The organism is Devosia geojensis (genome assembly GCF_000969415.1).
GTDB classification, from domain to species: Bacteria; Pseudomonadota; Alphaproteobacteria; order Rhizobiales; family Devosiaceae; genus Devosia; species Devosia geojensis.
In genome coordinates, this window is sequence record NZ_JZEX01000046.1 from 23,149 (window position 1) to 49,060 (window position 25,912).

A 25,912-nucleotide genomic window follows, 5' to 3' on the forward strand; every position below is an offset into this window, starting at 1 on the left:
CGGGGGTTAGGCCATGTTCGAAGTCATCCTGCTTCAGTTCGTCAACGGGCTCGACAAGGGCGGCGCCTATGCGCTGATCGCTCTCGGCCTGACGCTGGTGTTCGGCACACTGGGCGTCGTCAATTTCGCCCATGGCGCGCTCTTCATGCTTGGCGCCTTCTGCGCCGTCACCTTCCAGAAGCTCATCACGCTCGAGACCGTCACGGTCGACCCGACCCAGCTTTCCCCCTGGGGCACGCCGGTCGAGGTGCGCGAGCCTTTGGTGCAGGCCTGGCTCGGCGATTTCGGCGCGGTGCTCGTCAACTATTCGGTGCCGTTCTCGCTGCTGCTCGCGATCCCCGTGATGCTCATCGTCGGCATCGTCATGGAGCGCGGCCTCATCAAGCATTTCTACAAGCGCCCGCATGCCGAGCAGATCCTCGTCACCTTCGGCCTTGCCATCGTGCTACAGGAGATCGTCAAGGCGATCTTCGGGGCCAATCCCATTCCCCAGCCGGTGCCGGCGGACCTGCGCGGCGCCGCCGATATCGGCGCCATGATCGGCCTGACGCCCGGGATCATCACCTATCCCATCTGGCGGTTGGTCTATTTCCTCTTTTCCGCCGTCGTCATCGCCGCGGTCTTCGCGTTCCTGCGTTTCACCACCTTCGGCATGGTGGTGCGCGCCGGCATGGCCGACCGCGAGACGGTCGGGCTCCTCGGCATCAATATCGACCGGCGCTTCACCATCATGTTCGGGCTCGCCGCCGTCGTCGCCGGCATGGCCGGGGTGATGTACACGCCCCTCCTGCCGCCCAATTATCACCTCGGCATGGACTTCCTCGTCCTCTCCTTCGTGGTGGTCGTCGTCGGCGGCATGGGGTCGCTGCCGGGGGCAGTCGCGGCCGGATTCCTGCTCGGCATCCTGCAGTCCTTTGCCTCGATGACGCAGGTCAAGGCGCTGGTGCCCGGCATCGACCAGATCATAATCTATCTCGTCGCCGTCGTCGTGCTGCTGGTGCGTCCGCGCGGGCTCATGGGCCGGCGCGGCGTGATGGAGGCGTGAGGCATGAATACCGCCCTCATCTCGCGCAACGACCTGCTGCTGTTTCTCGGCTTCACCATCGCCGTGCTCGCCATGCCCATCTGGCTGCAGCCGTTCGGCGCGGCTTACCCGGATCTGATGCAGCGCTTCGCCATCTACGGCATCTTTGCGCTGGGCTTTAACATCCTCTTCGGGCTGACCGGGTACCTGAGCTTCGGCCACGCCGCCTTCTTCGGCGTCGGCTCCTACGCGGCGGTCTGGTCGTTCAAGCTCCTGACCATGGACGCTGTCCCGGCGCTCGTCTTCGCCGTCGTCATCGCTGGGCTCTTCGCCCTCGTCATCGGTTATGTGAGCCTGCGGCGCTCGGGCATCTACTTCTCCATCCTGACCCTCGCCTTTGCCCAGATGAGCTACAATCTTGCCTATTCGGTGCTGACCCCGATCACCAATGGCGAGACCGGCCTGCAGCTGACCCTCGCCGATCCGCGCCATCTCGACAGAATGATGGGCGTCACCGGCGGGTCGCCGACGCTCTTCGGCCAGCCGCTTTTCGGCTATGCCGGCTTCTATTTCTGCGCCGGTCTGCTGATCGTCGCCTTCTTCATCGCCCAGCGCATCACCGGCTCCCCGTTCGGCATGATGCTCAAGGCCATCAAGTCGAACCAGACGCGCATGCACTATACCGGCTTCAATACCCGTCCCTATGCGCTCGCCGCCTTCGTCATCTCGGGCATGTACGCGGGGCTCGCCGGCGCGATGCTCGCCATAACCGATCCGCTGGCCGGGGCCGAGCGTATGCAGTGGACCGCCTCGGGCGAGGTGGTGCTGATGACCATCCTCGGCGGCGTCGGCACGCTCGTCGGCCCGGTCCTCGGCGCCTGGATCATCAAGTATTTCGAGAACATCTTCTCGGCCTTCAACGAGGGCATCCTGCACCGCACCTTCGCCTTCCTGCCCGACGGCGTCGAGGACGTGGTGGTGACCGTCACCAGCAAGTTCGTCGGCGAGGGCTGGCACCTGACCCTCGGCCTCGTCTTCGTGCTGATCGTCGTCTTCCTGCCCGGCGGCATCATGGAAGGGGTGCGGCGGCTCTTCAACTGGGCCCGCCGGCCCGCGTCCGTCGGCCGCGCCAGCCCGCGCACGCAACCGGCCGAGTAGGGGAGGCAGCAATGACCGACAACGTCGTCCTCCACGTCGCCGACGTGCACAAGAACTTCGCCGGGCTCCATGCCCTCTCCGACATCGACCTGTCGGTCGAGGAGGGCCAGACCCACGCCATCATCGGACCCAACGGAGCCGGCAAGTCGACGCTCCTCAACGTGATCGTCGGGCGCCTGGCGCCGAGCCGCGGCGCGGTGATCTTCGACGGCATGGTGCTGACCGGACGCAAGCCCTACGAGATCAATCAGATCGGCATCGCCCGTGTCTTCCAGACGCCCGAGATCTTCCCGGACCTGACGGTCCTGCACAATGTGATGATCCCGGCGCTCTCCAAGCGCGACGGACCCTTCCGCCTCAACATGATGCGAACACTCGACAGCGAGACCGCCATCCGCCAGGAGGCCGAGGATATCCTTGCCGATGTCGGGCTCCACGAGCGGCGCACGACCCACGCCGGCGCCCTTTCGCGTGGCGACAAGCGGCGCATGGAACTGGCCATGTGCCTCATCCAGAAGCCGCGCCTGCTGCTCCTCGACGAGCCGACCGCCGGCATGAGCCGGCACGACACCAACACCACCATCGAGCTTTTGAAGAAGATCAAGAGCCGCGGCATGACCAAGGTCATCATCGAGCACGACATGCATGTCGTCTTCTCGCTTGCCGACCGCATATCGGTGCTGGCGGGCGGGCGCATCATCGCCGAGGGCCTGCCCGACGCGGTGCGCGGCGACCCGCGCGTGCGGGAAGCCTATCTCGGAGGGGCGCATTGATGGGCGCGATCACCATGGACAATCAGTTCGTCGCAGAAGAATCGCCCGCCGCCGGCGTCGGGGAACAGCCCGCCGAGTTCTTCTCGCTGCGTGATATCCATGCCTACTATGGCGAAAGCTACATCGTGCAGGGCGTCTCCTTCGATATTCGCAAGGGTGAGATCCTCGCCCTTCTCGGCCGCAACGGGGCCGGCAAGACCTCGACGCTGCGCACCATCGCCCGGCTCGACAATCCGGTGCTGCGCTCCGGTGAGATCTGGATCGAGGGCCGGCCCGTCCATGCGATGAAAGCCTATGAGGCCGCCCGCGCCGGCATCCAGCTCGTGCCCGAGGATCGCCGCATCATCTCTGGGCTCACGGTCGAGGAAAACCTCACCCTCGCCCAGGTCGCGCCCGGCAAGGGCTGGGCGCTCGATCGCATCTACCAGCACTTTCCGCGCCTGGCCGAACGGCGCCGGCAGGATGGCGTGACGCTCTCGGGCGGCGAGCAGCAGATGCTCGCCATCGCCCGCGCGCTCGCCCGCGACATCAAGCTGCTGCTGCTCGACGAGCCCTACGAGGGGCTGGCCCCGGTTATCGTCGAGGAGATCGAGCGGATCCTGCATGAGATCAAGCCGCTGGGCATCACCACCATCATCGTCGAGCAGAACGCCATCGCGGCGCTGCGCCTTTCAGACCGGGCGGTGATCCTTGATACCGGCGAGGTCGCCTTCGCCGGCACGGCCCGGGAAGTGCTCGATAACGCCGAGCTTCGGCACGAATACCTGGCGATCTGAACCTCGCCTTCCGCGCACACGCACCTGTTATCCGCAGGTGGGCAGAATCCGCCGCGTTAACCTTACTTCTTACCTGCCCGTTAACGCATTGCCTTGCATTTGAGGGACCAGTTTTACGTCTCGCAGGTGCCCCCATGAAGTATGCGATTTCCTTGTTCGCCGGTTGCGCGCTTGTCCTGGCCGGTCCCGCGGCGGCGCAGGACCTGAGCTGGACGGGCTCGTCCTATTATGGCGGCGGCTCCACCTATGACTGGTCGGGCTTTTATGCCGGCATCAACGGCGGCTACGGCTTCGGCACGCTCGAGCAGGAACCCGTCGGCGTCGGGCCGGATGTCGAAGAGGACATCAACGGCTGGGCGCTCGGCGGCCAGGTCGGCTACAACGTCGACTTCGGCGGCTTCGTCGCCGGCGCCGAGGCGGACCTGCAATGGGCCAACATCGGCAACAAGGAAGATCTACCAGGCGACGTCGAGCTGGAATCGCGCATCGATTCCTACGGAACCATCCGCGCCCGCGCCGGCGCGACCTTCGGCCCCGTGATGCCGTTCGTGACCGGTGGTGTCGCCTATGGCCGCGGCACCGTCGGAACGGTCGACGACAACGACGTCTCCACCACCCAGTCCAAGACCCATTGGGGCTGGACGGCCGGCCTCGGCCTCGAGGCGGCGGCGACCGAGAACCTGACGTTCAAGGCCGAATACCAGTACGTCCACCTCGGCGCGCAGACCTACGACACGCTCCCCACCGGCAGCGCCGACGTCACCCACGGCTTCAGCGTCATCCGCGGCGGCGTGAACTACAAGTTCTAGAGCGTTTGCGGCTTCGCGAAGGCCCCCTCACCCGGCCCCTTGCGGGGCCGACCTCTCCCCCGAAGGGAGAGGTGAAGAGGGGCACTTCGCCAGCAAGCCCGCCACCTCTCCCTTGGGGGAGAGGTCGGCGCGAAGCGCCGGGTGAGGGGGCCTTTGGCACCAGCACCTCACACCGGCAACGGCCCATTGTTCTTGACCTCCTCGATCACCGGATAGGAGCGCGTCTCGCGCACGCCAGGCAGGCTCAGCAGTACATCGCCGAGGAAAGCGCGGTAGGTCGCCATGTCCTTGAGCCGCGCCTTGACGAGGTAGTCGAACCCGCCCGAGACCATGTGGCACTCGAGCACCTCCGGCGCGCGGCGCACGGCCGCGGCGAACTTGTCGAAGATGTCGGGCGTCGTCTTGTCGAGCGAGACCTCGATGAGGACGAGGAGGTCGAGCCCGAGCTTGTGCGGATCGAGCCGCGCCCCGAACCCCGCGATATAGCCGAGGCGCGTCAGGCGCCTGACCCGGTCGCTCATCGAGGTGGGCGCCAGCCCGATGCGGCTCGCGAGCTCGGCGTTGGAAATACGTCCGTCGACCTGCAGCTCCTTAAGGATCATCCGGTCGATCTTATCGAGTTCCGCCATTTTTACGCCAATATATCGAAGCTGCCGTAGAACATACGGAATGGACCTGTGTTTCGCAATGGAACTCCGGCCTCGCGGGGCGTATTCTGCTCGCAACCAGTTTCCGGACCCCAAGCCATGTCTGCTCTCGCCTCCACGCCGCGCGTGTCCTTCGCCGATTTCCTCGGCCGCAAGCGTCGGGAAACGCCGCTGCGCCTTGCCATCGATGCGGCCTACCGCACGCCCGAAACGCAGTGCGTGCCGCCGCTGATCGCTGCGGCGAAAATGCCGCCCGAGACCGCCGGGAAAATCCGCGCGCTGGCGCTGAAGACGGTCAAGGCCCTGCGGGTCAAGAAGCGGGGCGGGGCAGTCGAGGGACTGATCCACGAATATGCGCTATCGAGCCAGGAAGGCGTGGCGCTGATGTGCCTTGCCGAGGCGCTGCTGCGTACCCCCGATAATGCCACGCGGGACCGGCTGATCCGCGACAAGATCGCGCCAGGAGACTGGCAGAGCCACCTCGGTCGCGGCCGCTCCCTCTTCGTCAACGCCGCGACATGGGGCCTGGTAGTGACCGGCAAGCTCGTCTCGCCGGTCGACGATGAGGGACTATCAAAAGCGCTGACCAGGCTCATCGTCCGCTCGGGCGAGCCGGTGATCCGCGCCGGCGTCAACCTCGCCATGAAGATGATGGGCGAGCAGTTCGTTTCGGGCGAAACCATCGGCGAGGCGCTGCGCAACGGCCGCGCCATGGAGGCCAGGGGCTTCCGCTATTCCTACGACATGCTGGGCGAGGCGGCGACCACCGCCAGGGACGCCGAGCGCTACATGGAGGACTACCGGCAGGCGATCCACGCCATCGGCAAGGCGGCCGAGGGCAAGGGCGTCTATGAAGGTCCCGGCATTTCCATCAAGCTCTCGGCGCTGCACCCGCGCTACGCCCGCGCCCAATACGCACGGGTGATGGCGGAGCTGACGCCGCGCGTCGTCGAGCTCGCCCTCCTCGCTCACTCCTACGACATCGGCCTCAACATCGACGCCGAGGAAGCCGACCGGCTCGATATCTCCCTCGACATCCTCGAAGCGCTCTGCATGGAGCCGAGGCTCGCCGGCTGGAACGGCATCGGCTTCGTCGTGCAGGCCTATGCCAAGCGCTGCCCGGCCGTGCTCGACTTCGTCATCGATCTTGCCCGCCGCACCGGCCACCGGCTGATGGTGCGCCTCGTCAAGGGCGCCTACTGGGACGGCGAGATCAAGCGCGCCCAGCTCGACGGGCTCGCCGACTTTCCGGTCTATACGCGCAAGGTGCATACCGACGTCGCCTATATCGCCTGCGCGAAAAAGCTGCTGGCAGCGAAGGACGCGGTTTACCCGCAGTTCGCTACCCATAACGCGCAGACCATGGCGACGATCTACACGCTGGCCGGGCCGGACTACCGTGCCGGCGACTACGAGTTCCAGTGCCTGCATGGCATGGGCGAACCGCTCTACGAGGAAGTGGTGGGCAAGGCCAAGCTCGATCGGCCGTGCCGCATCTACGCGCCCGTCGGCAGCCACGAGACGCTGCTCGCCTACCTCGTCCGGCGCCTCCTGGAGAACGGCGCCAACTCCTCCTTCGTCCACCGCATCGCCGACGAGGCGGTTCCGGTCGAGGATCTCGCCCGTGATCCGGCCGAGGAAGCTTCGGCTATCGACCCGCAGGGCGCGCCGCATCCGCAGATCCGCCTGCCGAGGGACATCCTGGCCGATGGCCGGACCAACTCGCGCGGCATCGACCTTTCCAGTGAGCCGACGCTGCGGCGGCTGGTCAAGGATTTGAGCGAAAGCGCCTCCGTCGACTGGAGCGCGGTGCCGCTGCTGGGCACCCTCCCTTCTCCCCTCGTGGGAGAAGGTGGTCCGGCGTCAGCCGGGTCGGATGAGGGGATCGAGGCTCCCAAGTATACCCCTCACCCGCCCTTCGGGCACCCTCTCCCACAAGGGGAGAGGGGAGGGGGGCTCACCACGAAACGCCTCGTCCACAATCCGGCCGACCGGCGCGACATCGTCGGCACCGTCGAGGAAGCCTGGCCGGAACTTGCCGGCCGGGCGCTGGACGTCGCATCGCGCGCCGCCGCAGGATGGAATGCCGTTCCGCCCGCCGAGCGCGCCGCGTGCCTCAGGCGTGCGGCCGACGCCATGGAAGGCGAGATGGAAACCCTGATGGGCATCGCCATCCGCGAGGCCGGCAAGTCGGCGGCCAATGCCGTCTCCGAGGTGCGTGAGGCGGTCGATTTCCTGCGCTACTACGCCGGGCAGGCTGAGCGCGGGTTCGATGAGACGACACAAGGCATCGGCCCGGTGGTCTGCATCAGTCCGTGGAATTTTCCGCTCGCCATCTTCACCGGCCAGGTCGCTGCCGCGCTGATCGCCGGCAATCCGGTCGTTGCAAAACCCTCCGAGGAAACGCCGTTGATTGCCGCCGAGGCCGTGCGCATCCTGCATGCCGCAGGCGTGCCGCGCGAGGTGCTGCAGATCCTGCCCGGCGACGGCAAGCTTGGGGCCGCGCTCATCGGCGAGCCGCGCATCTGCGGCGTGATGTTCACCGGCTCGACCGAAGTCGCCCGGTTGATCCGTGGTCAACTCGCAGAGCGCACCCTGCCGGACGGCTCGCCGATCCCGCTCATCGCCGAGACCGGCGGGCAGAACGCGCTCATCGTTGATTCCTCGGCGCTGACCGAGCAGGTGGTGCTCGACGTCCTCACCTCCGCCTTCGACAGCGCCGGCCAGCGCTGCTCGGCCCTGCGGCTCCTTTGCCTGCAGGAGGAAGCTGCCGACCGCACCCTCGAGATGCTGAAAGGCGCGCTTGCCGAGCTTTCCGTCGGCAACCCTGAGCGGCTCTCGACCGATATCGGCCCGGTCATAACCGACGAGGCGCGGAAAACCATCTACGACCACATCGAGGCGATGCGGAGCAGGGGGCACCGCGTCACCAGCCTGCCGCTGCCGGCCGAGACGCGCCACGGGACCTTCGTTGCGCCGACGATCATCGAGATCGACGATGTTGCCGAGCTCGGGCGCGAGGTGTTCGGCCCGGTGCTGCACGTGGTGCGGTTCCGGCGCGAAAAGCTCGGGGAGCTGATCGGCAAGATCAATGCGCTGGGTTACGCGCTGACCTTCGGCCTCCACACCCGGATCGACACGACCATCGCCGAGGTGACGTCGGCGGTCGAGGCGGGCAACATCTACATCAACCGCAACCAGATCGGCGCCGTCGTCGGCGTCCAGCCCTTCGGGGGCCACGGGCTTTCCGGCACCGGACCCAAGGCCGGCGGCCCGCTCTACCTGCGCAGGCTCGTGCGGCAGGCCGGGCAGGACATTCCGGGATTGCCGGCTCGGCGCGCGGCGGATGCCGGGCTCGCGGCTTTTGCGGACTGGCTCGCGACCGAAGGACGCGCCGAGCTGGCGGATTTCACCCGCATGCTCGGCTTGCATCCGGCTACTGCCGCCAGCATCGAGTTGCCGGGACCGGTCGGCGAACGCAACCTCTATCTCACCCGTCCGCGTGGCACCGCTCTGGCGCGCGCCGCAAGCGAAGAGGGCCTCATCCGCCAGCTCGCCGCGATCCTGGCGACAGGCAACCGGGCGCTTGTCGAAGGGCACAACGGGGTGCTGGCGAAGTTGCCGCCGGCGGTACGCGGGCGGATCGACACCGGGCGCGCCGGGGCCGGAAAGGTCGCGGCCGTCCTCGTCGAGGGCGACCGGGAAGCGGTGCTGGCGACGAGCCGGGAAGTAGCCGAATGGCCGGGCCCGATCGTCACCGTGCAGGGTTCGGCCGAAGGACGCTACAACCTGGATCTCCTGGTGGAGGAGGTCTCGATCAGCACCAACACGGCCGCCGCCGGCGGCAATGCGAGTTTGATGGCGCTGGTTTAGGGGCGGATTGAGCCGAGTGGATGGGCACAATCTTTCCGCACCCACCGGCTGTCATCCCGGCGAAGGCCGGGACCCAGCCCTGAGCGCATCAACACGCACTGGAAGCGGTGTCGATGTGCCGAATTCATACACCTTGCGGCTGTAGCAGTAATCTCAGGATGGGCCCCGGCCTTCGCCGGGGTGACACCGGGGTTGTGGGTGCGACGGTGCAGCGGACGGTCAATGCCCGCCCACCCGATAAAAATGCTCCGCATTCCTGTGCAAGAGCTTGGCCTGCTCGTCCGCACTCGCCCCGGCGATGATCTGCCTCGTCGCCTCCACCCAGCGGGTGAGGTTGGCGGTCTTGGTGCAGACCGGGTGGTCCGAGCCCCAGACGACCCGGTCCCAGCCGAAGCTCTCGATGACGTGCTCGGCAAAGGGCCTGAGGTCATCCACCGTCCAGTCGGGGTTGGCGTAGGCGACGATGCCGGAAATCTTGGCGGCAACGTTGGGGCGCCTGGCGAACTCGGCGATGTAGCTGCGCCACGGGTCGAGGCCTTTACCGGCGACATCGGGCCCGCCGCAATGGTCGAGGATGAACTGCACGTCCGGCGCCTGGTCGACGAGAGCCATGCCGATGGGCAGCTGGTCGGCCCGCAGGCACAGGTCGAACGACAGCCGGTGGACGGCGAGGCGCCGGATGTTCTCGGCGAACAATGGCGTCTGCGAGAGCTCGTCAGGCACTTCGTGCAGGATGCGGCGCAGGCCTCTGACCTGCGGCATGGCCGCGAGCACGTCGAGGAACGCGGGAAAATCCGTATTCTCCGGTCGGCAGGCGGCGATGGCGCCGATGACGCGGGGGTGAACCGTCGCAACGAAGCGGGTTTCGGCCAGCATGTCCTTTTCGGCGACGTCCACTTCCATGTGCAACGCCGATTCGATGCCCAGCGCCTCCGCCTCGGCGAAATAGGCATCGACCGGCCAGGGCTTGTTGATCGCCGGCGCGTTCTCGAGCCACGGGTAGCTGAACCGGTCGGGGTAGACGAGGTGCAGGTGAGTATCGAGAATGCGCATGAGTCTCCTCCGTTTCGGGGCGAAAAGAGCACGGGCCCGGGGGCCCAGGCAAGCCGGCGGCGGCGTTGACGGCGTAAATCCTGCCGGCTAGGTTGCCTGACCACCTGATAGGTGCTCCAAACCCGGCAGGCAATGCCGTTTCCGCCATGCGCATCGCACCGACCGACCGTCGGCCCTGGCGCGTGAGCCATTGTGGTGCGCCTGTCGCGAGGGAGGAATCGACGGAGGATTTCATGGCCAGCCTTGCCGGCAAGACCTGTCTCATCACCGCCGCTGCGCAAGGCATCGGCCGCGCTTCGGCGCTCGCCTTCGCCCGCGCCGGCGGGCGGGTGATCGCCACCGACATCAATGCCGAAAAGCTCGCCGATCTCGGGCAGGAGCCCAACATCGAAACGCGGGTGCTGAACGTCCTCGATACTGACGCTGTCAACGCCGCGTGCGCCGAGATCGGCCGCATCGACGTGCTCTTCAACTGCGCCGGCGTCGTCCACAGCGGCACGGTGCTCGAATGCTCGGACGCCGACCTCGAGTTCGCCTTCGACCTCAACGTCAAGGCGCAGGTGCGCACCATCAAGGCGGTGCTGCCGGGCATGCTGGAACGCGGCGACGGGGCGATCGTCAACATGTCGTCGGTCGCAAGCTCGGTGAAGGGCGTGCCCAACCGCTTCGCCTATTCGGCTTCCAAGGCCGCCGTCATCGGGCTGACCAAGTCCATTGCTGCCGACTATGTGACCAAGGGCATCCGCTGCAACGCCATCTGCCCCGGAACTGTCGACAGCCCCTCGCTGCAGGAGCGGCTGAAGGCGACCGGCGACTACGAGGCGGCGCGGGCCGCGTTCATCGCCCGCCAGCCGATCGGCCGCATCGGCACGCCCGAGGAAGTGGCGGACCTGGCGCTCTATCTCGTCACCGCCACCTATACCACGGGCCACATCCACATCATCGACGGCGGCTGGACCGCCTGACGTCTTCCGGGGACGTTCGGGAAAAGCTGCTTTCAAAAAACGCAAAACTTGCGTAAGGAGAACTTTCGTCTCCACGCGAAGGGCGGCTCGACCCATGACCATCGTCAACCGGCGTCCCAACCAGGCCGATATCGCGGCGCGCCTGGGCGTGTCGGTGTCGACCGTGTCGCGCGCGCTGGCCAACGAGGTCGGCATCAGCGAGACGGTGCGCCGCGACGTGCAGAAGATGGCGCGCGCGCTCGGTTACAAGAGCAAGCATGTTTCTGCCGTGGCCGCCGACCGGCGGGCGGTTGCGCTGGTGCCGCTCGGCGGGGCCACCAGCGGCATGTCCAATTTCTATTTCGGCATCATCGAAGGCATGAAGGCGGCGGCCGAAGAGGTCGGGCTCGCGCTCGAGTTGCGGCTTGTCAATGAATCCCAGGTCACCCTCGATCTCATCGAGCGGCATCTGGCGCAGGCGGGGGCGAGCGGCGTGCTGCTGGCCGGCATCGACGCCTGGGACGAGCTCATTGCATGGTGCAAGGACCGCGAGGTCGCCGCGGTGCTGGTCAACGGCACCGATCCGCTGATGCGCGTCAACTCGGTCTCGCCGGCCAATTTCTACGGTGCCTACCGGGCCACCATGCGGCTCATCGAAGCCGGGCACCGGTGCATCCTGCACTATACGCACGTGGCGCGCCCGACCATCCTCGAACGCCGACGCGGCTTCGAGGCGGCGATCGCGGCAACGCCCGGCGCCGAGGGGATCGTCGTCGGCACCGACAAGTACCGCGTGGCGCAGGTGCGCGAGGACATCCTTTCCGGCCGCTACGGCGCAACGGCGCTCTTCTGCTGGAACGACCTGGCCGCCATCGAGATCATCGAGGGCCTGCACGGCGGCAGCAGCGGCAGGCTGCCCGAGAAATTCTCCATCGTCGGCTTCGACGATCTGCCCATCGTCGCCATGACCAGCCCGCGCCTTGCCACCATGCGGGTCGATCGTGAAGGCATCGGGCGCGGCGCCGTGCGGCTGCTCATCGCGCAGATGGAAGGCGAAACGGCTGTCCAGCAGCTCGAGATCGGCGTGACGGCCATAGAGGGCCAGACGATCTCGCGTCTCTGACGTGGTTTTCCGCAAAATTTGCGTAATTGCAAATAACGCAATGCCGACCTAAGGTTCCGCCAAAACGGAGGAGACCGATGTCGTCGCTGCGATTGCTCAATGTGCGCACCATCGCCGAAAGCCTGCCGCCCGCAGGCGGTTTCAGGCCTTTTGCTTCGGGTGCGGACCGCGCCGCCTGGGAGGCCATCGGAGCGAGGGCGGGGCAGGCGGCGATCGCGGCCCTGCGCCGGCGTGCCGAGGAGGAGGCGGCCAAGCCCATCGCGCCGCTGCCGGCCTCCCTCTATCTCGATTTCCAGCGCACCGGCCGGCGCGAACCTTACGAGGATGCGCAGCGCGATCGCCGCGACAGGCTCTATCGCCTGGTGCTGGCCGAATGTCTCCTCTGGCAGGGCACATTCCTCGATGCGGTCGCGGACCTCCTGTGGGCGCGGCTCGAGGAAACCAACTGGGCCTGGCCCGCGCATGCGCGGGCCCTCGACCGGCCGGACCATCCGACCCTTGATCTTGCCGCCGCCATGACGGCGCTCGACCTCGCCGAGATCGACTATCTGCTCGGCGACAAGCTCGAGCCGAACCTCAGGACCCGTATCCGCCATGAGGTGGAGCGACGCGCAACCGGTCCGTTCCTCGAGCGTCATGACCACTGGTGGCTGCACACGACGCCGCAAAAGCAGGTCAACAACTGGACGGCGGTCTGCATAGCCGGCGCGGTGGGCGCCGCCTGCTACCTCGAAGCGGACGACGGCCGTCTCGCCGAGATCCTGGCGCGCGCGATGGCTTCGCTGGCCGACTATCTCGAGACCTTCGACAGCCGCGGCGGCTCGACGGAGGGGCCGGACTACTGGAGCTACGGCTTCGGCAATTTCGTCGTCTTCGCCCATCTTCTCGCCGAGCGGACGGGCGGGACGATCCGGCTGCTCGACGATCCGTTCGTGCGCGAGATCGCCCAGTTTCCGCTGCGCACAATACTGGCGCCTGGCCTCTGGGTCAGCTTTTCCGATTCGGACGTCAACCTGAGCTTCCATCCGGGGCTGCTCTCGTTGTTGGCCGAGACGCAGGGGCTGCCGCAGCTCAAGGAGCTCGGCGCGGCCAACGATTTCCTGCTCAGCCAGTCCAACCAGTTCTGCTGGCTGCTGCGCCAGTTCCTCTGGCCCTTGCCCGAAGGCGGGCCGCGCTTCGGCGGTACGGCGCATGACTGGTTCCCGGACATGGCCTGGATGATGAGCCGGCTCGATCCTGCCGACCCGGCGGCGCTCGCCGTCGCCATCAAGGGCGGGCACAACGACGAGATGCACAACCAGAACGATGTCGGCTCACTGATCGTCGTGACCAAAGGCGAGGCCGTCATCGCCGATCCCGGCCGCGGACGCTACTCCAAGGCCTATTTCGGCCCAGAGCGCTACGAGAATATCTTCGCCTCCTCGCGCGGCCATTCGGTGCCGGTGGTCAACGGCCACCTGCAGGGTCCCGGCCTGGAATACGCCGCGCGCGTCGTCGATCACAGGCATGACGACACGGCCGATCGGCTGCTCCTCGACATGACGGCGGCCTATCCGCAGGAGGCGGGGCTGAAAAGCCTCACCCGTCTGCTGGACGTCGATCGCGCCCGGCCGGGCGGGCAGGTGACCCTCACCGACGAGTTCGCCTTCGCCGGTGCTCCGGGCAGCTTCGAAAGCGTACTGGTGACGACCGGCAAGGCCGAGCTCTCGGCCGGACGGGTCGTTCTGCGCAAAGGCGATGCGGCCCTGGAGGTCGGGTTCGATCCGCATGCGGTGCTGGTGCGAACCGAAACCCATCCCGGCGCCGAGAAGCAGTACGCGCCCTCCGTGGATTTGACCCGGGTGATCTTCGCGGTATCGGCGCCCTGTCAATCGGGAACCGTTACGCTGACGCTGCGTCCCTGCGCCTGATCGCGCGGGCGTGAACCATCCTCCGGACGAAAACGCCAACGTCGGTAGGGGTTTGCGCAAACTCCATGCAAAAAACGCAAATTAGCAAATATTCTTGCGTTGACGCAAATTTGTGCTAGGTTTGCTTTCCGTAGAGGAGAGGTCGCCAACGTGCGGCCGGAATGGGAGGACATTCATGCACAAGCTTACTCTTCACCGACGGGCCCCGGTGGCCGGCGGGCTCGTCGCCGTCCTGATGGCGGGCGCCGCGTTCCTGGCAACCCCGGCGCTCGCCCAGCAGCAGGCGCCGATGCTCGATGCTCTCGTCGAAAGCGGCGATCTGCCGCCGGTGGCCGAGCGCCTGCCGACCAATCCGCAGGTCGTCGAGGCCGAAAGCATCGGCCAATACGGCGGCACCTGGCGCATGGGCATGCGCGGGGGCGGCGACAACGGCCTCATCGCCAAAACCGTGGCCTATGAGGGCCTCGTACGTTACGACCGCCAGTGGCAGGGAGTACTGCCCAACCTTGCCGAATCCTGGGAAGCGAACGCCGACGCCACCGAATACACGTTCAAGCTGCGCGAGGGGGTGAAGTGGTCGGACGGCACGCCGTTCACCACTGAGGACATCGCCTTCGCCGTCGAACTCTACCAGGACCCTGAATACGCTGCCGGTAGCTGGATCGACAACGTCAACAACCCGGTCCACCTCGAAGTCATCGACGACTACAACTTCAAGTTCCGCTTCGACGAGCCCAACGGCATGCTGCTCGAAACGATGGCGAGCGTCGAAGGCATCCACATCGTCTCGCTGCAGAAGGCCTACTGCAGCCAGTTCTACCCAAAGTACAACGAGAACGCCGATGCCGAGGCGCAGGCGGCGGGCTTCACAAATTGGGCGCTTTATTTGCAGGACCGCTGCGCCTGGGGCTGGGAGACGATCCGCTTCTCCAATCCCGACCTGCCGGTGCTCTATCCCTGGGTGATCGACCAAACGCTGACCGCCAACGCGGCGCGCGTCACCTGGAAGCGCAATCCCTACTACTGGAAGGTCGACGCCGAAGGTAACCAGCTGCCCTATATCGACAATCTCGACATGCGGGTGAGCGAGAGCATCGAGGAGCTGACGCTGCTTGCCCTCAACGGCGAGATCGATTTCCAGGAACGCCATATCGCGACCGTCGTCAACAGGCCCCTGTTCTTCGACGGGCAGGAGCAGGGCGGTTATCACCTGGGCGAAGTCGTCCCGTCGGCGTCCAACACGCTGGTGCTGCAGCTCAACTTCAACCATGATGATCCGGTCAAGCGCGAGCTTTACCAGAACAAGGACTTCCGCATCGGCCTCTCCCACGCCATCGACCGGGAGGAGATCATCGATGTGGTGTTCACCGGCCAGGGCGAGCCCTTCCAGGTCGCGCCACGCCCCGAGTCGCCGTTCTATGACGAGGAGTTGGCCAAGCAGTACACCGAGTTCGATCCCGAACTCGCCATCCAGCACCTGGAGGCGGCGGGGCTGACCGAGACCAATGGCGACGGCATCCGCCTGATGAGCAACGGCCAGCCGGCCAGGATCACGGCAGACGTCATCTCGGCGCTCCGCCCGGAATGGATCGACATCCTCGAGATTATGCAGCTGCAACTGGCCGCTGTCGGCATTGAGATCGAGCTCAACAACATCGATCGCACGCTGTTCTATGAGAAGCGCCCAAGCAACGACTTCGACGCCCAGGTCTGGGCCGGCGATGGCGGTATCGAGGTGGTGCAGGACCCGCGCTACTACATGCCTTTCAGCGACGAATCCGTCTGGGCGTATCGCTGGGTGCAGTCCCTCAACGGCACGCGGCCGGAAATCGCCGAGGAGCCTGTCGACTGGGCCAAGCAACAGATGGATCTCTACAACCAGATCCGTGCCTCCAGCGATCCCGAGCAGCGCGCTGACCTGATGCGCCAGATCCTCGCCATCACCAAGGAGCAATTCCCGGTGATCGGGGTCAGCTTGATGCCGAACTCCTACTCGATCGTGCGCAACAATCTGCGCAACGTCCCCGAGAGCATGTTCAACGCCTGGCTCTTCCCGACCCCGGCGCCGATGGACCCGGTCACCTGGTACTTCGAATAGCGGGTTTCCTCCACCCGCCTCATCCCCCGCGGTTCTCTCCTACCGCGGGGGACATCCCGAAACGAGGAGCGCCCGATCATGGTCCAGTTCATCCTGCGCCGTTTTCTCGCAATGCTGCTGACGCTTTTTGCCGTCTCCTTCGTGGCGTTTGCGATCATCCAGCTGCCGCCTGGCGATTTTCTCACCAGCTACATGGCGAGCCTCGCCGCCCAGGGTGACCAGGTCGACCCGCGCGTCATCGAGAACCTGCGTCAGCAATATGGGCTCGGCGAGCCTTATCTGGTGCAATACTGGAAGTGGTTCACCGGCATCCTGCAGGGTAATTTCGGCCAAAGCTTCGAGTGGAAGCGCCCGGTCTGGGAGCTCATCTGGGGACGTATCGGCTATTCGCTCCTCATCGAAGGCATGGCGGTGATCGCCATGTGGCTGATCGCGCTGCCCATCGGCGTCTATGCGGCCGTGCGCAAGTATTCGCTCGGCGACTACCTCGCCACCATCGGCGGCTTCATCGGGCTTGCCATCCCCAATTTCCTCTTCGCCCTGATCCTGATGTACCTGTCGTTCGTCTGGTTCGGGCGCACCATCGGCGGCCTCTTCTCGCCCGGGTTCGAGAACGCCCACTGGAGCCTGCCGCGCATCTGGGACTTCCTGCAGCACGCCTGGATCCCGGTGCTGGTGCTGGCGACGGCCGGTACGGCCGAGCTCATCCGTATCCTGCGCGCCAACCTGCTCGACGAGCTGAAGAAACCCTACGTCACCACGGCGCGCTCCAAGGGCCTGCCCGAGTGGAAGGTGATCCTCAAATATCCCGTGCGCATGGCCCTCAATCCGCTGGTTTCGACGATCGGCTGGCTGCTGCCCGCCCTCGTTTCCGGCTCGGTCATCGTCTCGGTGGTGATGAACCTGCCGACGGCCGGCCCCATGCTCCTGCGCTCGCTCACCACCCAGGACATGTATCTGGCCGGCGCCATCATCCTGCTCTTGAGCGTCCTCACCGTCATCGGCACGCTCATTTCGGACATCCTGCTCGCCTGGATCGATCCGCGCATTCGCTACGGGAGCCGCTGATGGCCGTCGACAGCCTCGATACCCCGGTCAAGCTCGCTCCGGCCCGTCCGGTGCGCGAGAGCCAGGTCGCCCTGATGTGGCGGCGCTTCAAGCGCCACCGGCTGGCCCTCGTCAGCCTCTGGATCGTCGCCGCCTTCTATCTCGTGGCGCTGCTGGCTGAATTCCTGGCGCCCGCCGATCCCGGCGCCTATAGCGCGCGCTATACCTACGCGCCGCCCCAGGGCCTGCATTTCTTCGCCCGTAACGAAGACGGCAGCTGGCATTTCGGTCCCTTCGTCAACGGCTACAAGACCGAGATCGACCCCGTCGCCTTGCGGCGTACCTTCGTCATCGACGAGACGGTGCGCCATCCGGTGGCCTTCTTCGTCGAGAGCGAGCCCTACCGGCTGGCCGGTATTATCCCCATGTCGGTCAAGCTCTTCGGCGTCACCGAGCCGCGCACGCCCCTCTATGTACTCGGCGCCGACAGGCTCGGCCGCGACCTCCTCAGCCGTCTCATCCACGGCACCCGCATCTCGCTCTCGATCGGGTTGGCGGGCGTGACGCTGAGCCTCTTCTTCGGCATCGTCATCGGCGGCTTTGCCGGCTATTACGGCGGCTGGTTCGACAGCGCCGTCATGCGTGTCGTCGAGTTCATCCGCTCGATGCCCACCATTCCGCTGTGGCTGGGCCTGGCGGCAGCGATGCCGAGGGACTGGTCGGCGCTACAGACCTACTTCGCCATCACCATCATCCTGTCGCTCATCGGCTGGACGGAGCTGGCGCGCGTGGTGCGCGGCAGGTTCCTGAGCCTCAGGACCGAGGACTTCGTCACCGCCGCCCAGCTCGACGGCGCCAGCACCTGGCGCATCGTCACCCGCCACATGGTGCCGAACTTCACCAGCCACATCATCGCTGCCGCGACCCTGGCGGTGCCGGGCATGATCCTGGCCGAAACCGCGCTCTCCTTCCTCGGGCTGGGCCTGCAGGCGCCGATCGTCTCCTGGGGCACGCTGCTTCAGGACGCCCAGAACATCAGGACGCTCGCCACCGCTCCCTGGCTGCTGGCCCCGGGGCTCTGCGTGATCGTCGTCATCCTCTGCTTCAACTTCTTCGGAGACGGCCTCCGTGACGCCGCAGACCCCCATGGTAGATAAGCCCCTCCTGAAGATCGAGGACGTGGAGATCGCGTTCTCCTCGCCCGACGAGGCCGACATCGTCGCCGTGCGCCAGGTCGACCTGACGCTGACCGCCGGCAAGACCCTCTGCCTCGTGGGCGAGAGCGGCTGCGGCAAGTCGGTCACCGCCCGAGCCGTCCTGCGCCTCCTCGACCAGAACGCCTCCATCAGCCGCGGGCGCATCCTCTTCACCCCGCCGGGCGAGGAGACGGTCGACATCGGCGCGCTGAAGTCCGACAGCCTGTCCATGCGCGCCATCCGCGGCAACAAGATCTCCATGATCTTCCAGGAGCCCATGTCCTCGCTCTCGCCGGTCCACACCATCGGCGACCAGATCGACGAGATGATCATGCTGCACGAGGACCTGAAGCCGAAGGAGGCGCGCGAGCGCACCGTGTCGCTCCTCGACCAGGTCGGCATTCCCGGCCCCCGCGAGCGCGCCGACACCTATCCCTTCCAGCTCTCGGGCGGGCTGCGCCAGCGCGCGATGATCGCCATGGCGCTCGCCTGCACGCCCAACCTGCTCATCGCCGACGAGCCGACCACGGCCCTCGACGTCACCACCCAGGCGCAGATCCTCGACCTGTTGAAGAAGCTGCAGGACGACTACGGCATGGCCATGCTCTTCATCACCCACGACCTCGGCGTCGTCGCCGAGATCGCCGACGAGGTGGCGGTGATGTATCTGGGCGACGTCGTCGAGCAGGGGGACGTGTTCGAGGTGTTCCGGGCGCCGAGGCACCCCTATACGCAGGCCCTGATGCGCTCGATCCCGACCATGGCGAGGAAGGCCGACCGGCAGCGCCTCTCGCCGATCAAGGGCACCGTGCCCTCGGCCAAGGACCGCCCGCAGGGCTGCGCCTTCACCAGCCGCTGCCCCCACGCCTTCGAGCCGTGCCCCACCGTTCGGCCCGAGCGCACGCAGGTCGGTGAGGGGCACGTCGCGCGCTGCCACCTGCTCACCCAGGACACGACCAGGGCGGAGGAGCTGGCATGAGCGCGCTCCTTTCCGTCGAGAACCTTTCAAAGACCTTCACCATCCGATCGGGCCTCGTCGGGCCCCTGCGCACCCTCGATGCGCTTTCCGATGTCAGTCTCTCCGTCGCGCCGGGCGAAACCCTCGCCATCGTCGGCGAGAGCGGCTGCGGCAAGACCACGCTGGGGCGCTGCATCGTCAAGGCGATGCCCGTCACCGCCGGCAAGGTCACCTATCGCCCGCCCGACCACGCCCCCGTCGAGATCACCGCCCTCGACAACCGCGCCATGAAGCCGTGGCGGCGCGACATCCGCATGATCTTCCAGGACCCGATGTCCTCGCTCAACCCCAACATGCGCGTCTTCGACATCGTCGCCGAGCCGCTGCGCGTCCACAAGGTGGCGCGCGGGCGCGAGCTCGAGAACCGGGTGGCGGACGTGCTCTCCCGTGTCGGCATCTCGCCTGACGCCATGGGGCGCTATCCGCACGCATTCTCGGGCGGCCAGCGCCAGCGCATCGGCATCGCTCGCGCGCTCGTGCTCGAGCCCAAGCTCGTCATCGCCGACGAGGCGGTCTCGGCTCTCGACGTCTCGATCCAGGCCCAGGTCCTCAATCTCCTCGAAGACCTCAAGAGCGAGTTCGGCCTGACCTACATCTTCGTCAGCCACGACCTGGGGGTGGTCAACTACATCGCGGACCGGGTGGTGGTGATGTATCTCGGGCATGTGGTCGAGAACGCGCCGACCGAATCCCTCTTCGAGCGCCCGCGCCACCCCTATACCGAAGTGCTGCTCGAAGCCCTGCCCATCGCCGATCCCACGCGGCGCAACCGGCGCGAGAAGGCGGTGCGCGGCGAGATCCCCTATCTCGGCAACCGCCCGACGGGCTGCCCCTTCCACACCCGCTGCCGGCATGCGCAGGATCGCTGCCGAAGCGAAAAGCCGGCGCTGCGCAAGGTCGGTCAGGCGGAAGTCGCCTGCCACTTCGCCGAATCCCTCGAATTGAAGGGCGCGTACGAACCCGCGTCCGTGACGCCTTCCACCAGGACCCTTGCTTGAGAATGACCTACGATCCATTGAGCGCCAATCCGCTCGCCGGCAATCCCCTGCGCACCCGTAGCGACGTCGAGAAGGCCCTGCACGACCTTTTCAACCCGCTCCTGCCCTTCTTCTCGAAGGGTAGCGCGCGCGTGCGGCTCTCGGGCGGCGCGGCGCATTTCGACCGGATCGCGGCCGATGTCGAGGGGTTCGCCCGCCCGCTCTGGGGCGTGACCCCGCTGGCGGCCGGCGGCGGCGGTTTTGACCATTGGGAACTCTATCGGCAGGGCCTCGCCAACGGCATGGATCCCGAGCATCCCGAATACTGGGGCGAGGTCAGCTGGACCGACCAGCGCATGGTCGAGATGGCGGCCATCGGCTTCACGCTGCGCATGGTGCCGCACCTCGTCTGGGAACCGCTGCCGCAGCGCGCCAAGGACAACATCGCCGCCTATCTCACCCACATCCGCAAATACGACTTCGCCGACAACAACTGGAAGTTTTTCCGTATCCTCGTCGACCTGGGGCTTGAGGAGGTCGGCGTCGAATTCGATCGCTCGCTGACGCAAAAGTATCTCGAGGAGCTCGACGGCTTCTATATCGGCGACGGCTGGTACCGCGACGGCAACGTGCGCCGTGTCGACCACTACATCCCCTTCGCCATGCACTTCTATGGCCTCATCTACGCCAAGCTCGCCCGAGGCGACGACGAGCGGGTCAAGCGCTACCGGGAGCGCGCCGAGCTCTTCGCCAGGGACATCCGCCACTGGTTCGACGAGGATGGGGGTGCGCTCGCCTTCGGGCGCAGCCTCACCTACCGGTTCGCCTGCGGCGGCATCTGGGGGGCGCTCGCCTTCGCCGATGTCGAGGCTCTGCCCTGGAGCGAGATCAAGGGGCACTTCATGCGCCACCTGCGCTGGTGGGCGAAGCTCCCGATCGCCGACCGCGACGGCGTGCTCTCGGTCGGCTACGGTTATCCGAACCTCCTGATGAGCGAGAACTACAATTCGGCGGGCTCCCCCTACTGGGCGCTGAAGGCCTTCCTGCCGCTGGCGCTGCCCGACGATCACCCCTTCTGGCAGGCCGAGGAGGCGCCCGCGCAAACGAGCGCCGAGCCGGTGCCGCTGAAGCACCCCGGCATGGTGATGATGGCGACGCCCGGCAACGCGGTCGCGCTCTCCTCGGGCCAGCAGAACTACCAGATGCGGTTCGGTGCCGAGAAATACGCCAAGCTCGTCTATTCCTCGCGCTATGCCTTCTCGGTCGAGAGCGACGAGCGCGCCTACCACTCGGCCGCCTTCGACGGCATGATCGGTTTTTCCGACGACAGCCGGCACTATCGGGTGCGCGAGAGCAACGAGGTGGCGCTGATCGCGCAGGATCGGCTCTATGCGAAATGGAAGCCGTGGAGCGATGTGACCGTCGAGACCTGGCTCGTGCCCGCCTCGCCCTGGCACATCCGCATCCACCGCATCCAAACGCCGCGCCCCCTGCATGCAACCGAGGGCGGTTTCGCCATCGCGCGGGCGAACCTCAACGCCGACATCTGCGAGGACGGCGAGGGCAGGGGGCTCGCCCGCTCGCCGACCGACCTCAGCGTCATTCTCGACCTGACGGACGGCGCAAGGCGCGCCGGCCGCGCCCACCGGGCGCTGCCCAACACCAATCTCATCGCCGCCAAGACCATCGTGCCGCAGCTGCGCGGGGACATCCCGGCGGGCACCATAATTCTTGCGACAGCCGCCCTCGCGCTGCCGGCCGGTCGCGAGGCCGAGACGGCGCTTGCCAATCCCCCGGCCGCGCCCGATCTTGCCGAGCTCGAAGCGCTCTTTGCCCGCGAGGGGGTCGAAGTCAGCGCCATCCAGGTCGCGGAGAGATTCTGATGCGCCTGCAGCTCGCCTTCGCCTTGGCCACGGACCGGACGCGCCACGTCTTCGACGAGGCGCTGGTCGCCCGGCTCGCCGAGGTCTGCGACATCCTCTCGCCGGTGCCGATCGAGGATTTCGACACCGCCGAAGCACGCGCGCTTCTCAACCGGGCGGAAATCCTCGTCACCGGCTGGGGATGCCCGTTCATTACCCGCGAGGTGCTCGCGGCGATGCCGCGACTGCAGCTGATCGCCCATGCGGCGGGCACGGTCAAATACATGCTCGATCCGGCGGTCTATGAGGCCGGTGTCCTCGTCACCCACGCCGCCGAGGCCAATGCGGTGCCGGTGGCAGAATATACCCTTGCCGCCATCATCTTCGCCAACAAGCGCGTCTTCGAGCTGCGCGATCTCTACAAGGCCGACCCCTCGCGCACCTCCACCTGGGCGCTGATGGACGAGCCGATCGGCAACTACCGCCGCACCGTCGGACTCATCGGCGCCTCGCGCATCGGCCGCAAGGTCGCCGCGCTCCTCGAGGCGCTCGAGGTCGAAGTGCTGCTCGCCGACCCTTATGTCGTTCCCGGCGACCCCGTCAGCAAGCTCGCCGAATTGACTGATCTCGATGACCTGCTCGCGCGCTCCGACACCGTTTCGCTCCATGCCCCCTCGCTCGCCAGCACCCGGCACATGATCGGGGCGCGCGAGTTCAAGCTGATGCGCGACGGTGCGACCTTCATCAACACCGCCCGCGGCGCGCTGGTCGACGAGGCGGCGCTGATCGCCGAGCTGGAGAGCGGCCGCATCCAGGCGGTGATCGATGTGACGGACCCGGAGATTCCCGAACGCTCCTCGCCGCTCTATGATCTGCCCAACGTCTTCCTCACCCCGCATGTCGCGGGCGCGGCCGGCACCGAGCGGCTGCGGCTCGGCCTGATGGCCGTCGAGGAGATCGAGCGGTTCGTCGCCGGCCGGCCGCTGAAATACGCCGTCGAGCCGGCCATACTGGAGCGCCTGGCATGAGTGCCGCCGAAAGCCTGCCCGAACGCAGTTCGTTGACTGAGGAGGAGCACGCCGCACGCCTGCAGTTCCTCACCTGGGACCGCACGCCCGCCGACATCGTCGCGCCCGAGCATGTGGCGAGGAAAGCCCGGCTGGCTGAAATCGCCGGGGCCGAGATCGCCGAGAGCGCTTACGTGGCGGCCGAAGCGGCGATCTTCACCAGCCGCCTCGTCATGGGCGAGCACTCCTGGATCGCCGGCCATGCATTGGTGCGCGGCGACGTGACGTTCGGCGATCACTGCACAGTCAATTCCTACGCCGCGATCTCCGGCAGGGTCACCTGCGGCAACGGCGTACGCATCGCCTCCCACGCCTCCATCGTCGGCTTCAACCACGGCTTCGACGATCCTGACCGGCCGATTTATGTCCAGAAGCACGAGAGCCTCGGCATCGTCATCGAGGACGATGTCTGGGTCGGGGCCAACGCCGTCATCGTCGACGGCGTCACCGTCGGGCGCGGCGCGGTGATCGCCGCCGGCGCGGTGGTGACGCGGGACGTGCCGGAAATGGCCATCGTCGCAGGCGTTCCGGCCAAGGTCGTCCGCCGTCGCGGCGAGCGGCCCGCGCAGTCCCGCCGCGCCCAAGCGGAGGCGTCGCTGAGGCGGCTCGGCGAGATCGCGTCGGCAGAGTGGCGTGGCGTCGTCGCGCGGCACCTGACGCCGCAGGGCTATCTCTCGCGCGAGGCGGATGGGCAGGAGCGGATGAGCATCCGCCACCTCAACGACGCGATCGAGATCGCCACAGCGTTCGATGCGCTGCCCGACGGACTCGACAGGGATGCGACGGTCAAGACGCTCCAGGCCGTGCAGGATCCGGCGACCGGCCTCTTCCCCGATCCCTGGCGAAAACCCGCGCCGGGCATGCCGCTGCGCGACGACGGCCTTGCCCTCTACAATGTCCTCTCGGTCGGCTATGCGCTGGAAGTGCTGGGCGCGCGCCCGCTGCACCCCATTCCGGCGATGGAGGTTTCCGCCCCCGACCTTTGCGACTGGCTCGATGGCCTGCCGTGGACAACCCGCGCCTGGTCGGCGGGTTCGCATGTCGACGCCATCGGCACCGCGCTCTATTTCAACGCCCGCTATTTCGAGACCGGCCACACGCGCGAGACGCTTTTCGGCTGGCTCGCCCTGAACCAGGATCGCGGCACTGGCCTCTGGGGCTCGTCGACCGCCGAGGAAGGGCTGCTGCAGCCGGTCAACGGTTTCTATCGACTGACGCGCGGCACCTACGCCCAGTTCGGCCTGCCCGTGCCCAATGCCGAGCGGGCGATCGACAGTGTCATCGCCAACTACCGCAACTATGGCGGTTTCTCGGGCCGCACCTACACCGCCTGCAACCTCCTCGACACCATCCATCCGCTGCGCCTCTGCCTCCAGACCACCGATCACCGCCGCGCGGAGGCCGAGGCCATCGCCGAGGCGATCATCCTCGCTGCCCCCGGGCGCTGGCTTGCTGGTGAAGGCTTCCCCTTTGCCGACGGCCAGCCGGGGAGCCTGCAGGGCACCGAGATGTGGCTCTCGGTCGTCCACCTCGCCGCCGACCTTCTCGGCCTCGCCGACGCGTTCCCGTTCGTGCCCAAGGGCGTGCACCGCACCAGGCCGGTGGGGATGGGGTTGTGAAGAGCACTCCCGCCGCAACTGTAACCCCCCTCCCATCCTCCCCCGCAAGGGGGGAGGTGCTGGCCTTGTGGATTGGGCAAGATGGTGCCGCGAGCACAATGCGGCACCTCCCCCCTTGCGGGGGAGGATGGGAGGGGGGTGATGCCACAAGCGCGAGGACTGCCGCATGACCACCCGTAAAGCCCTCGTCGTCTTCGGCGGCATGGAACTGCACAAGCCCAAACGCGGCGCCGAGGTCGTGCGGACCCTGCTCGAGCCGGAAGGTTTTTCGGTAACGCTCTCAGAGGATTATGACCTGCTCGGTGCCGACGACATCGCCGGCTACGACCTCGTCGTGCCCTGCGTCACCGACGGCAAGCTCGACCGCGAGAACGGGCAAAGGCTCACCGCCGCCATCCGTGCCGGCACGGGCTTGGCCGGCTACCACATGGGGCTCGCCACGAGCTTTCGCGACTGCGTGCCCTTCCGCTATGCGGCGAGCTGCTATTGGGTGGCGCACCCCGGCAATATCATCACTTACCGCGTCGACGTGACCCGTCCGGACCATCCGATCATGGCCGGCATTGGCAGCTTCGAACACACTTCCGAGCAGTACTACCTCAACTACGATCCGGCAGTTGAGGTCCTGGCCACCACCAACTTTTCCGGCGAGTTCGACCCCTGGCGCAAGGACGTGGTGATGCCGGTGGTCTTTACCACCTACCACGGGGCGGGCCGCGTCTTCTATTCCTCCCTCGGCCACGCGGCCGACGAGCTCGAAATCCCGCACGTGCGCGAAATCCTCAAGCGCGGCCTCCTCTGGGCGGCCCGAGAGCCGCGGGGTTGAGGCACCCTCCCTTCTCCCCTTGTGGGAGAAGGTGGCGCGAAGCGCCGGATGAGGGGGCTGCTGACCATCAACCCTCTCCGGCGTTATCCGAGCTTACCCCTCATCCGTCTCG

At 66.7% G+C, this 25,912-nt stretch carries 20 protein-coding genes; 18 read left to right on the forward strand and 2 right to left on the reverse strand.

The annotated features are described in order from the left end of the window. Positions 1-13 precede the first annotated feature (13 nt). The 5 genes from VE25_RS03280 (at position 14) to VE25_RS21665 (ending at position 4,540) form a co-directional block, all read left to right on the forward strand. Positions 14-1,045, forward strand: coding sequence for a branched-chain amino acid ABC transporter permease (locus VE25_RS03280; RefSeq protein WP_046107162.1), 1,032 nt, complete (start codon positions 14-16; stop codon positions 1,043-1,045). A 3-nt stretch (positions 1,046-1,048) separates the two neighbouring features. Continuing rightward, entirely contained in the window at positions 1,049-2,182 is a 1,134-nt protein-coding gene (locus tag VE25_RS03285; protein ID WP_046107163.1) for a branched-chain amino acid ABC transporter permease, read from the forward strand. 11 nt (positions 2,183-2,193) lie between these two features. Next, positions 2,194-2,955 (forward strand): ABC transporter ATP-binding protein, encoded by a 762-nt coding sequence (locus VE25_RS03290; RefSeq protein ID WP_046107164.1) that lies wholly within the window; start codon positions 2,194-2,196, stop codon positions 2,953-2,955. After that, on the forward strand, positions 2,955-3,731 hold the full coding sequence (locus VE25_RS03295) for an ABC transporter ATP-binding protein (protein WP_083988691.1): 777 nt from the start codon (positions 2,955-2,957) through the stop codon (positions 3,729-3,731). The genes VE25_RS03290 and VE25_RS03295 overlap by 1 nt, the downstream gene beginning before the upstream one ends. 134 nt (positions 3,732-3,865) lie before the next feature. Then, complete coding sequence (locus VE25_RS21665; RefSeq protein ID WP_052731699.1) at positions 3,866-4,540, forward strand: outer membrane protein; 675 nt, start codon at positions 3,866-3,868, stop codon at positions 4,538-4,540. Positions 4,541-4,707: 167 nt separating this feature from the next. Here VE25_RS21665 and VE25_RS03305 read toward each other — a convergent pair whose 3' ends face one another. Further along, the gene (locus VE25_RS03305) at positions 4,708-5,169 is read right to left on the reverse strand and encodes an Lrp/AsnC ligand binding domain-containing protein (RefSeq protein WP_046107165.1); all 462 of its coding nucleotides are present in this window, start codon (positions 5,167-5,169) and stop codon (positions 4,708-4,710) included. A gap of 117 nt (positions 5,170-5,286) precedes the next feature. On the opposite strand from VE25_RS03305, the gene putA reads away from it, so the two are divergent. Then, complete coding sequence (gene putA / locus VE25_RS03310; protein ID WP_046107166.1) at positions 5,287-9,060, forward strand: bifunctional proline dehydrogenase/L-glutamate gamma-semialdehyde dehydrogenase PutA; 3,774 nt, start codon at positions 5,287-5,289, stop codon at positions 9,058-9,060. Between the two features lie 219 nt (positions 9,061-9,279). Here putA and VE25_RS03315 read toward each other — a convergent pair whose 3' ends face one another. Next, entirely contained in the window at positions 9,280-10,113 is an 834-nt protein-coding gene (locus VE25_RS03315; RefSeq protein ID WP_046107167.1) for an amidohydrolase family protein, read from the reverse strand. Positions 10,114-10,346: 233 nt separating this feature from the next. Between VE25_RS03315 and VE25_RS03320 the strand changes: the two genes are divergently transcribed. From VE25_RS03320 to VE25_RS03375, 12 genes are all read left to right on the forward strand, one after another. Next, positions 10,347-11,078 (forward strand): SDR family oxidoreductase, encoded by a 732-nt coding sequence (locus VE25_RS03320; protein ID WP_046107168.1) that lies wholly within the window; start codon positions 10,347-10,349, stop codon positions 11,076-11,078. A gap of 94 nt (positions 11,079-11,172) precedes the next feature. Next, entirely contained in the window at positions 11,173-12,180 is a 1,008-nt protein-coding gene (locus tag VE25_RS03325; protein ID WP_046107169.1) for a LacI family DNA-binding transcriptional regulator, read from the forward strand. Positions 12,181-12,257: 77 nt separating this feature from the next. Then, a complete protein-coding gene (locus VE25_RS03330; protein ID WP_052731700.1) occupies positions 12,258-14,090 on the forward strand; it encodes a heparinase II/III family protein in 1,833 nt (610 codons plus the stop codon). A gap of 175 nt (positions 14,091-14,265) precedes the next feature. Then, positions 14,266-16,188, forward strand: a complete 1,923-nt coding sequence (locus VE25_RS03335) for an ABC transporter substrate-binding protein (protein ID WP_046107170.1) — start codon at positions 14,266-14,268, stop codon at positions 16,186-16,188. A gap of 78 nt (positions 16,189-16,266) precedes the next feature. Then, positions 16,267-17,256: an ABC transporter permease gene (locus VE25_RS03340; protein WP_046107171.1), complete on the forward strand. Its 990-nt coding sequence runs from the start codon at positions 16,267-16,269 to the stop codon at positions 17,254-17,256. Then, entirely contained in the window at positions 17,256-18,392 is a 1,137-nt protein-coding gene (locus tag VE25_RS03345; RefSeq protein WP_046107172.1) for an ABC transporter permease, read from the forward strand. The genes VE25_RS03340 and VE25_RS03345 overlap by 1 nt, the downstream gene beginning before the upstream one ends. Beyond that, positions 18,382-19,410: an ABC transporter ATP-binding protein gene (locus VE25_RS03350; RefSeq protein WP_046107246.1), complete on the forward strand. Its 1,029-nt coding sequence runs from the start codon at positions 18,382-18,384 to the stop codon at positions 19,408-19,410. The genes VE25_RS03345 and VE25_RS03350 overlap by 11 nt, the downstream gene beginning before the upstream one ends. Further along, a complete protein-coding gene (locus VE25_RS03355; protein ID WP_046107173.1) occupies positions 19,407-20,447 on the forward strand; it encodes an ABC transporter ATP-binding protein in 1,041 nt (346 codons plus the stop codon). Before VE25_RS03350 ends, VE25_RS03355 begins: the two co-directional genes overlap by 4 nt. A 2-nt stretch (positions 20,448-20,449) precedes the next feature. Then, a complete protein-coding gene (locus VE25_RS03360; RefSeq protein ID WP_046107174.1) occupies positions 20,450-22,309 on the forward strand; it encodes a DUF2264 domain-containing protein in 1,860 nt (619 codons plus the stop codon). Then, a complete protein-coding gene (locus VE25_RS03365; protein WP_439328891.1) occupies positions 22,306-23,316 on the forward strand; it encodes a hydroxyacid dehydrogenase in 1,011 nt (336 codons plus the stop codon). The genes VE25_RS03360 and VE25_RS03365 overlap by 4 nt, the downstream gene beginning before the upstream one ends. Next, positions 23,313-24,974 carry an acyltransferase gene (locus VE25_RS03370; protein ID WP_046107176.1) on the forward strand — a complete coding sequence of 554 codons (1,662 nt, stop codon included), beginning with the start codon at positions 23,313-23,315 and terminating at the stop codon, positions 24,972-24,974. Before VE25_RS03365 ends, VE25_RS03370 begins: the two co-directional genes overlap by 4 nt. A 166-nt stretch (positions 24,975-25,140) precedes the next feature. Continuing rightward, positions 25,141-25,800 carry a ThuA domain-containing protein gene (locus VE25_RS03375; RefSeq protein WP_046107177.1) on the forward strand — a complete coding sequence of 220 codons (660 nt, stop codon included), beginning with the start codon at positions 25,141-25,143 and terminating at the stop codon, positions 25,798-25,800. Positions 25,801-25,912: the final 112 nt, after the last annotated feature.

Excerpts from the sequence above, each read along its gene's own strand:
- VE25_RS03345 (WP_046107172.1), top strand. The coding sequence starts at position 17,256 with ATGGCCGTCGACAGCCTCGATACCCCGGTCAAGCTCGCTCCGGCCCGT.
- VE25_RS03370 (WP_046107176.1), top strand. The coding sequence starts at position 23,313 with ATGAGTGCCGCCGAAAGCCTGCCCGAACGCAGTTCGTTGACTGAGGAG.
- VE25_RS03350 (WP_046107246.1), top strand. The coding sequence starts at position 18,382 with ATGGTAGATAAGCCCCTCCTGAAGATCGAGGACGTGGAGATCGCGTTC.
- VE25_RS03305 (WP_046107165.1), bottom strand. The coding sequence starts at position 5,169 with ATGGCGGAACTCGATAAGATCGACCGGATGATCCTTAAGGAGCTGCAG.
- VE25_RS03295 (WP_083988691.1), top strand. The coding sequence starts at position 2,955 with ATGGGCGCGATCACCATGGACAATCAGTTCGTCGCAGAAGAATCGCCC.
- VE25_RS03355 (WP_046107173.1), top strand. The coding sequence starts at position 19,407 with ATGAGCGCGCTCCTTTCCGTCGAGAACCTTTCAAAGACCTTCACCATC.
- VE25_RS03335 (WP_046107170.1), top strand. The coding sequence starts at position 14,266 with ATGCACAAGCTTACTCTTCACCGACGGGCCCCGGTGGCCGGCGGGCTC.
- VE25_RS03320 (WP_046107168.1), top strand. The coding sequence starts at position 10,347 with ATGGCCAGCCTTGCCGGCAAGACCTGTCTCATCACCGCCGCTGCGCAA.
- VE25_RS03285 (WP_046107163.1), top strand. The coding sequence starts at position 1,049 with ATGAATACCGCCCTCATCTCGCGCAACGACCTGCTGCTGTTTCTCGGC.
- VE25_RS03280 (WP_046107162.1), top strand. The coding sequence starts at position 14 with ATGTTCGAAGTCATCCTGCTTCAGTTCGTCAACGGGCTCGACAAGGGC.
- VE25_RS03360 (WP_046107174.1), top strand. The coding sequence starts at position 20,450 with ATGACCTACGATCCATTGAGCGCCAATCCGCTCGCCGGCAATCCCCTG.
- VE25_RS03325 (WP_046107169.1), top strand. The coding sequence starts at position 11,173 with ATGACCATCGTCAACCGGCGTCCCAACCAGGCCGATATCGCGGCGCGC.
- VE25_RS03315 (WP_046107167.1), bottom strand. The coding sequence starts at position 10,113 with ATGCGCATTCTCGATACTCACCTGCACCTCGTCTACCCCGACCGGTTC.
- VE25_RS03290 (WP_046107164.1), top strand. The coding sequence starts at position 2,194 with ATGACCGACAACGTCGTCCTCCACGTCGCCGACGTGCACAAGAACTTC.
- putA (WP_046107166.1), top strand. The coding sequence starts at position 5,287 with ATGTCTGCTCTCGCCTCCACGCCGCGCGTGTCCTTCGCCGATTTCCTC.
- VE25_RS03375 (WP_046107177.1), top strand. The coding sequence starts at position 25,141 with ATGACCACCCGTAAAGCCCTCGTCGTCTTCGGCGGCATGGAACTGCAC.
- VE25_RS21665 (WP_052731699.1), top strand. The coding sequence starts at position 3,866 with ATGAAGTATGCGATTTCCTTGTTCGCCGGTTGCGCGCTTGTCCTGGCC.
- VE25_RS03340 (WP_046107171.1), top strand. The coding sequence starts at position 16,267 with ATGGTCCAGTTCATCCTGCGCCGTTTTCTCGCAATGCTGCTGACGCTT.
- VE25_RS03330 (WP_052731700.1), top strand. The coding sequence starts at position 12,258 with ATGTCGTCGCTGCGATTGCTCAATGTGCGCACCATCGCCGAAAGCCTG.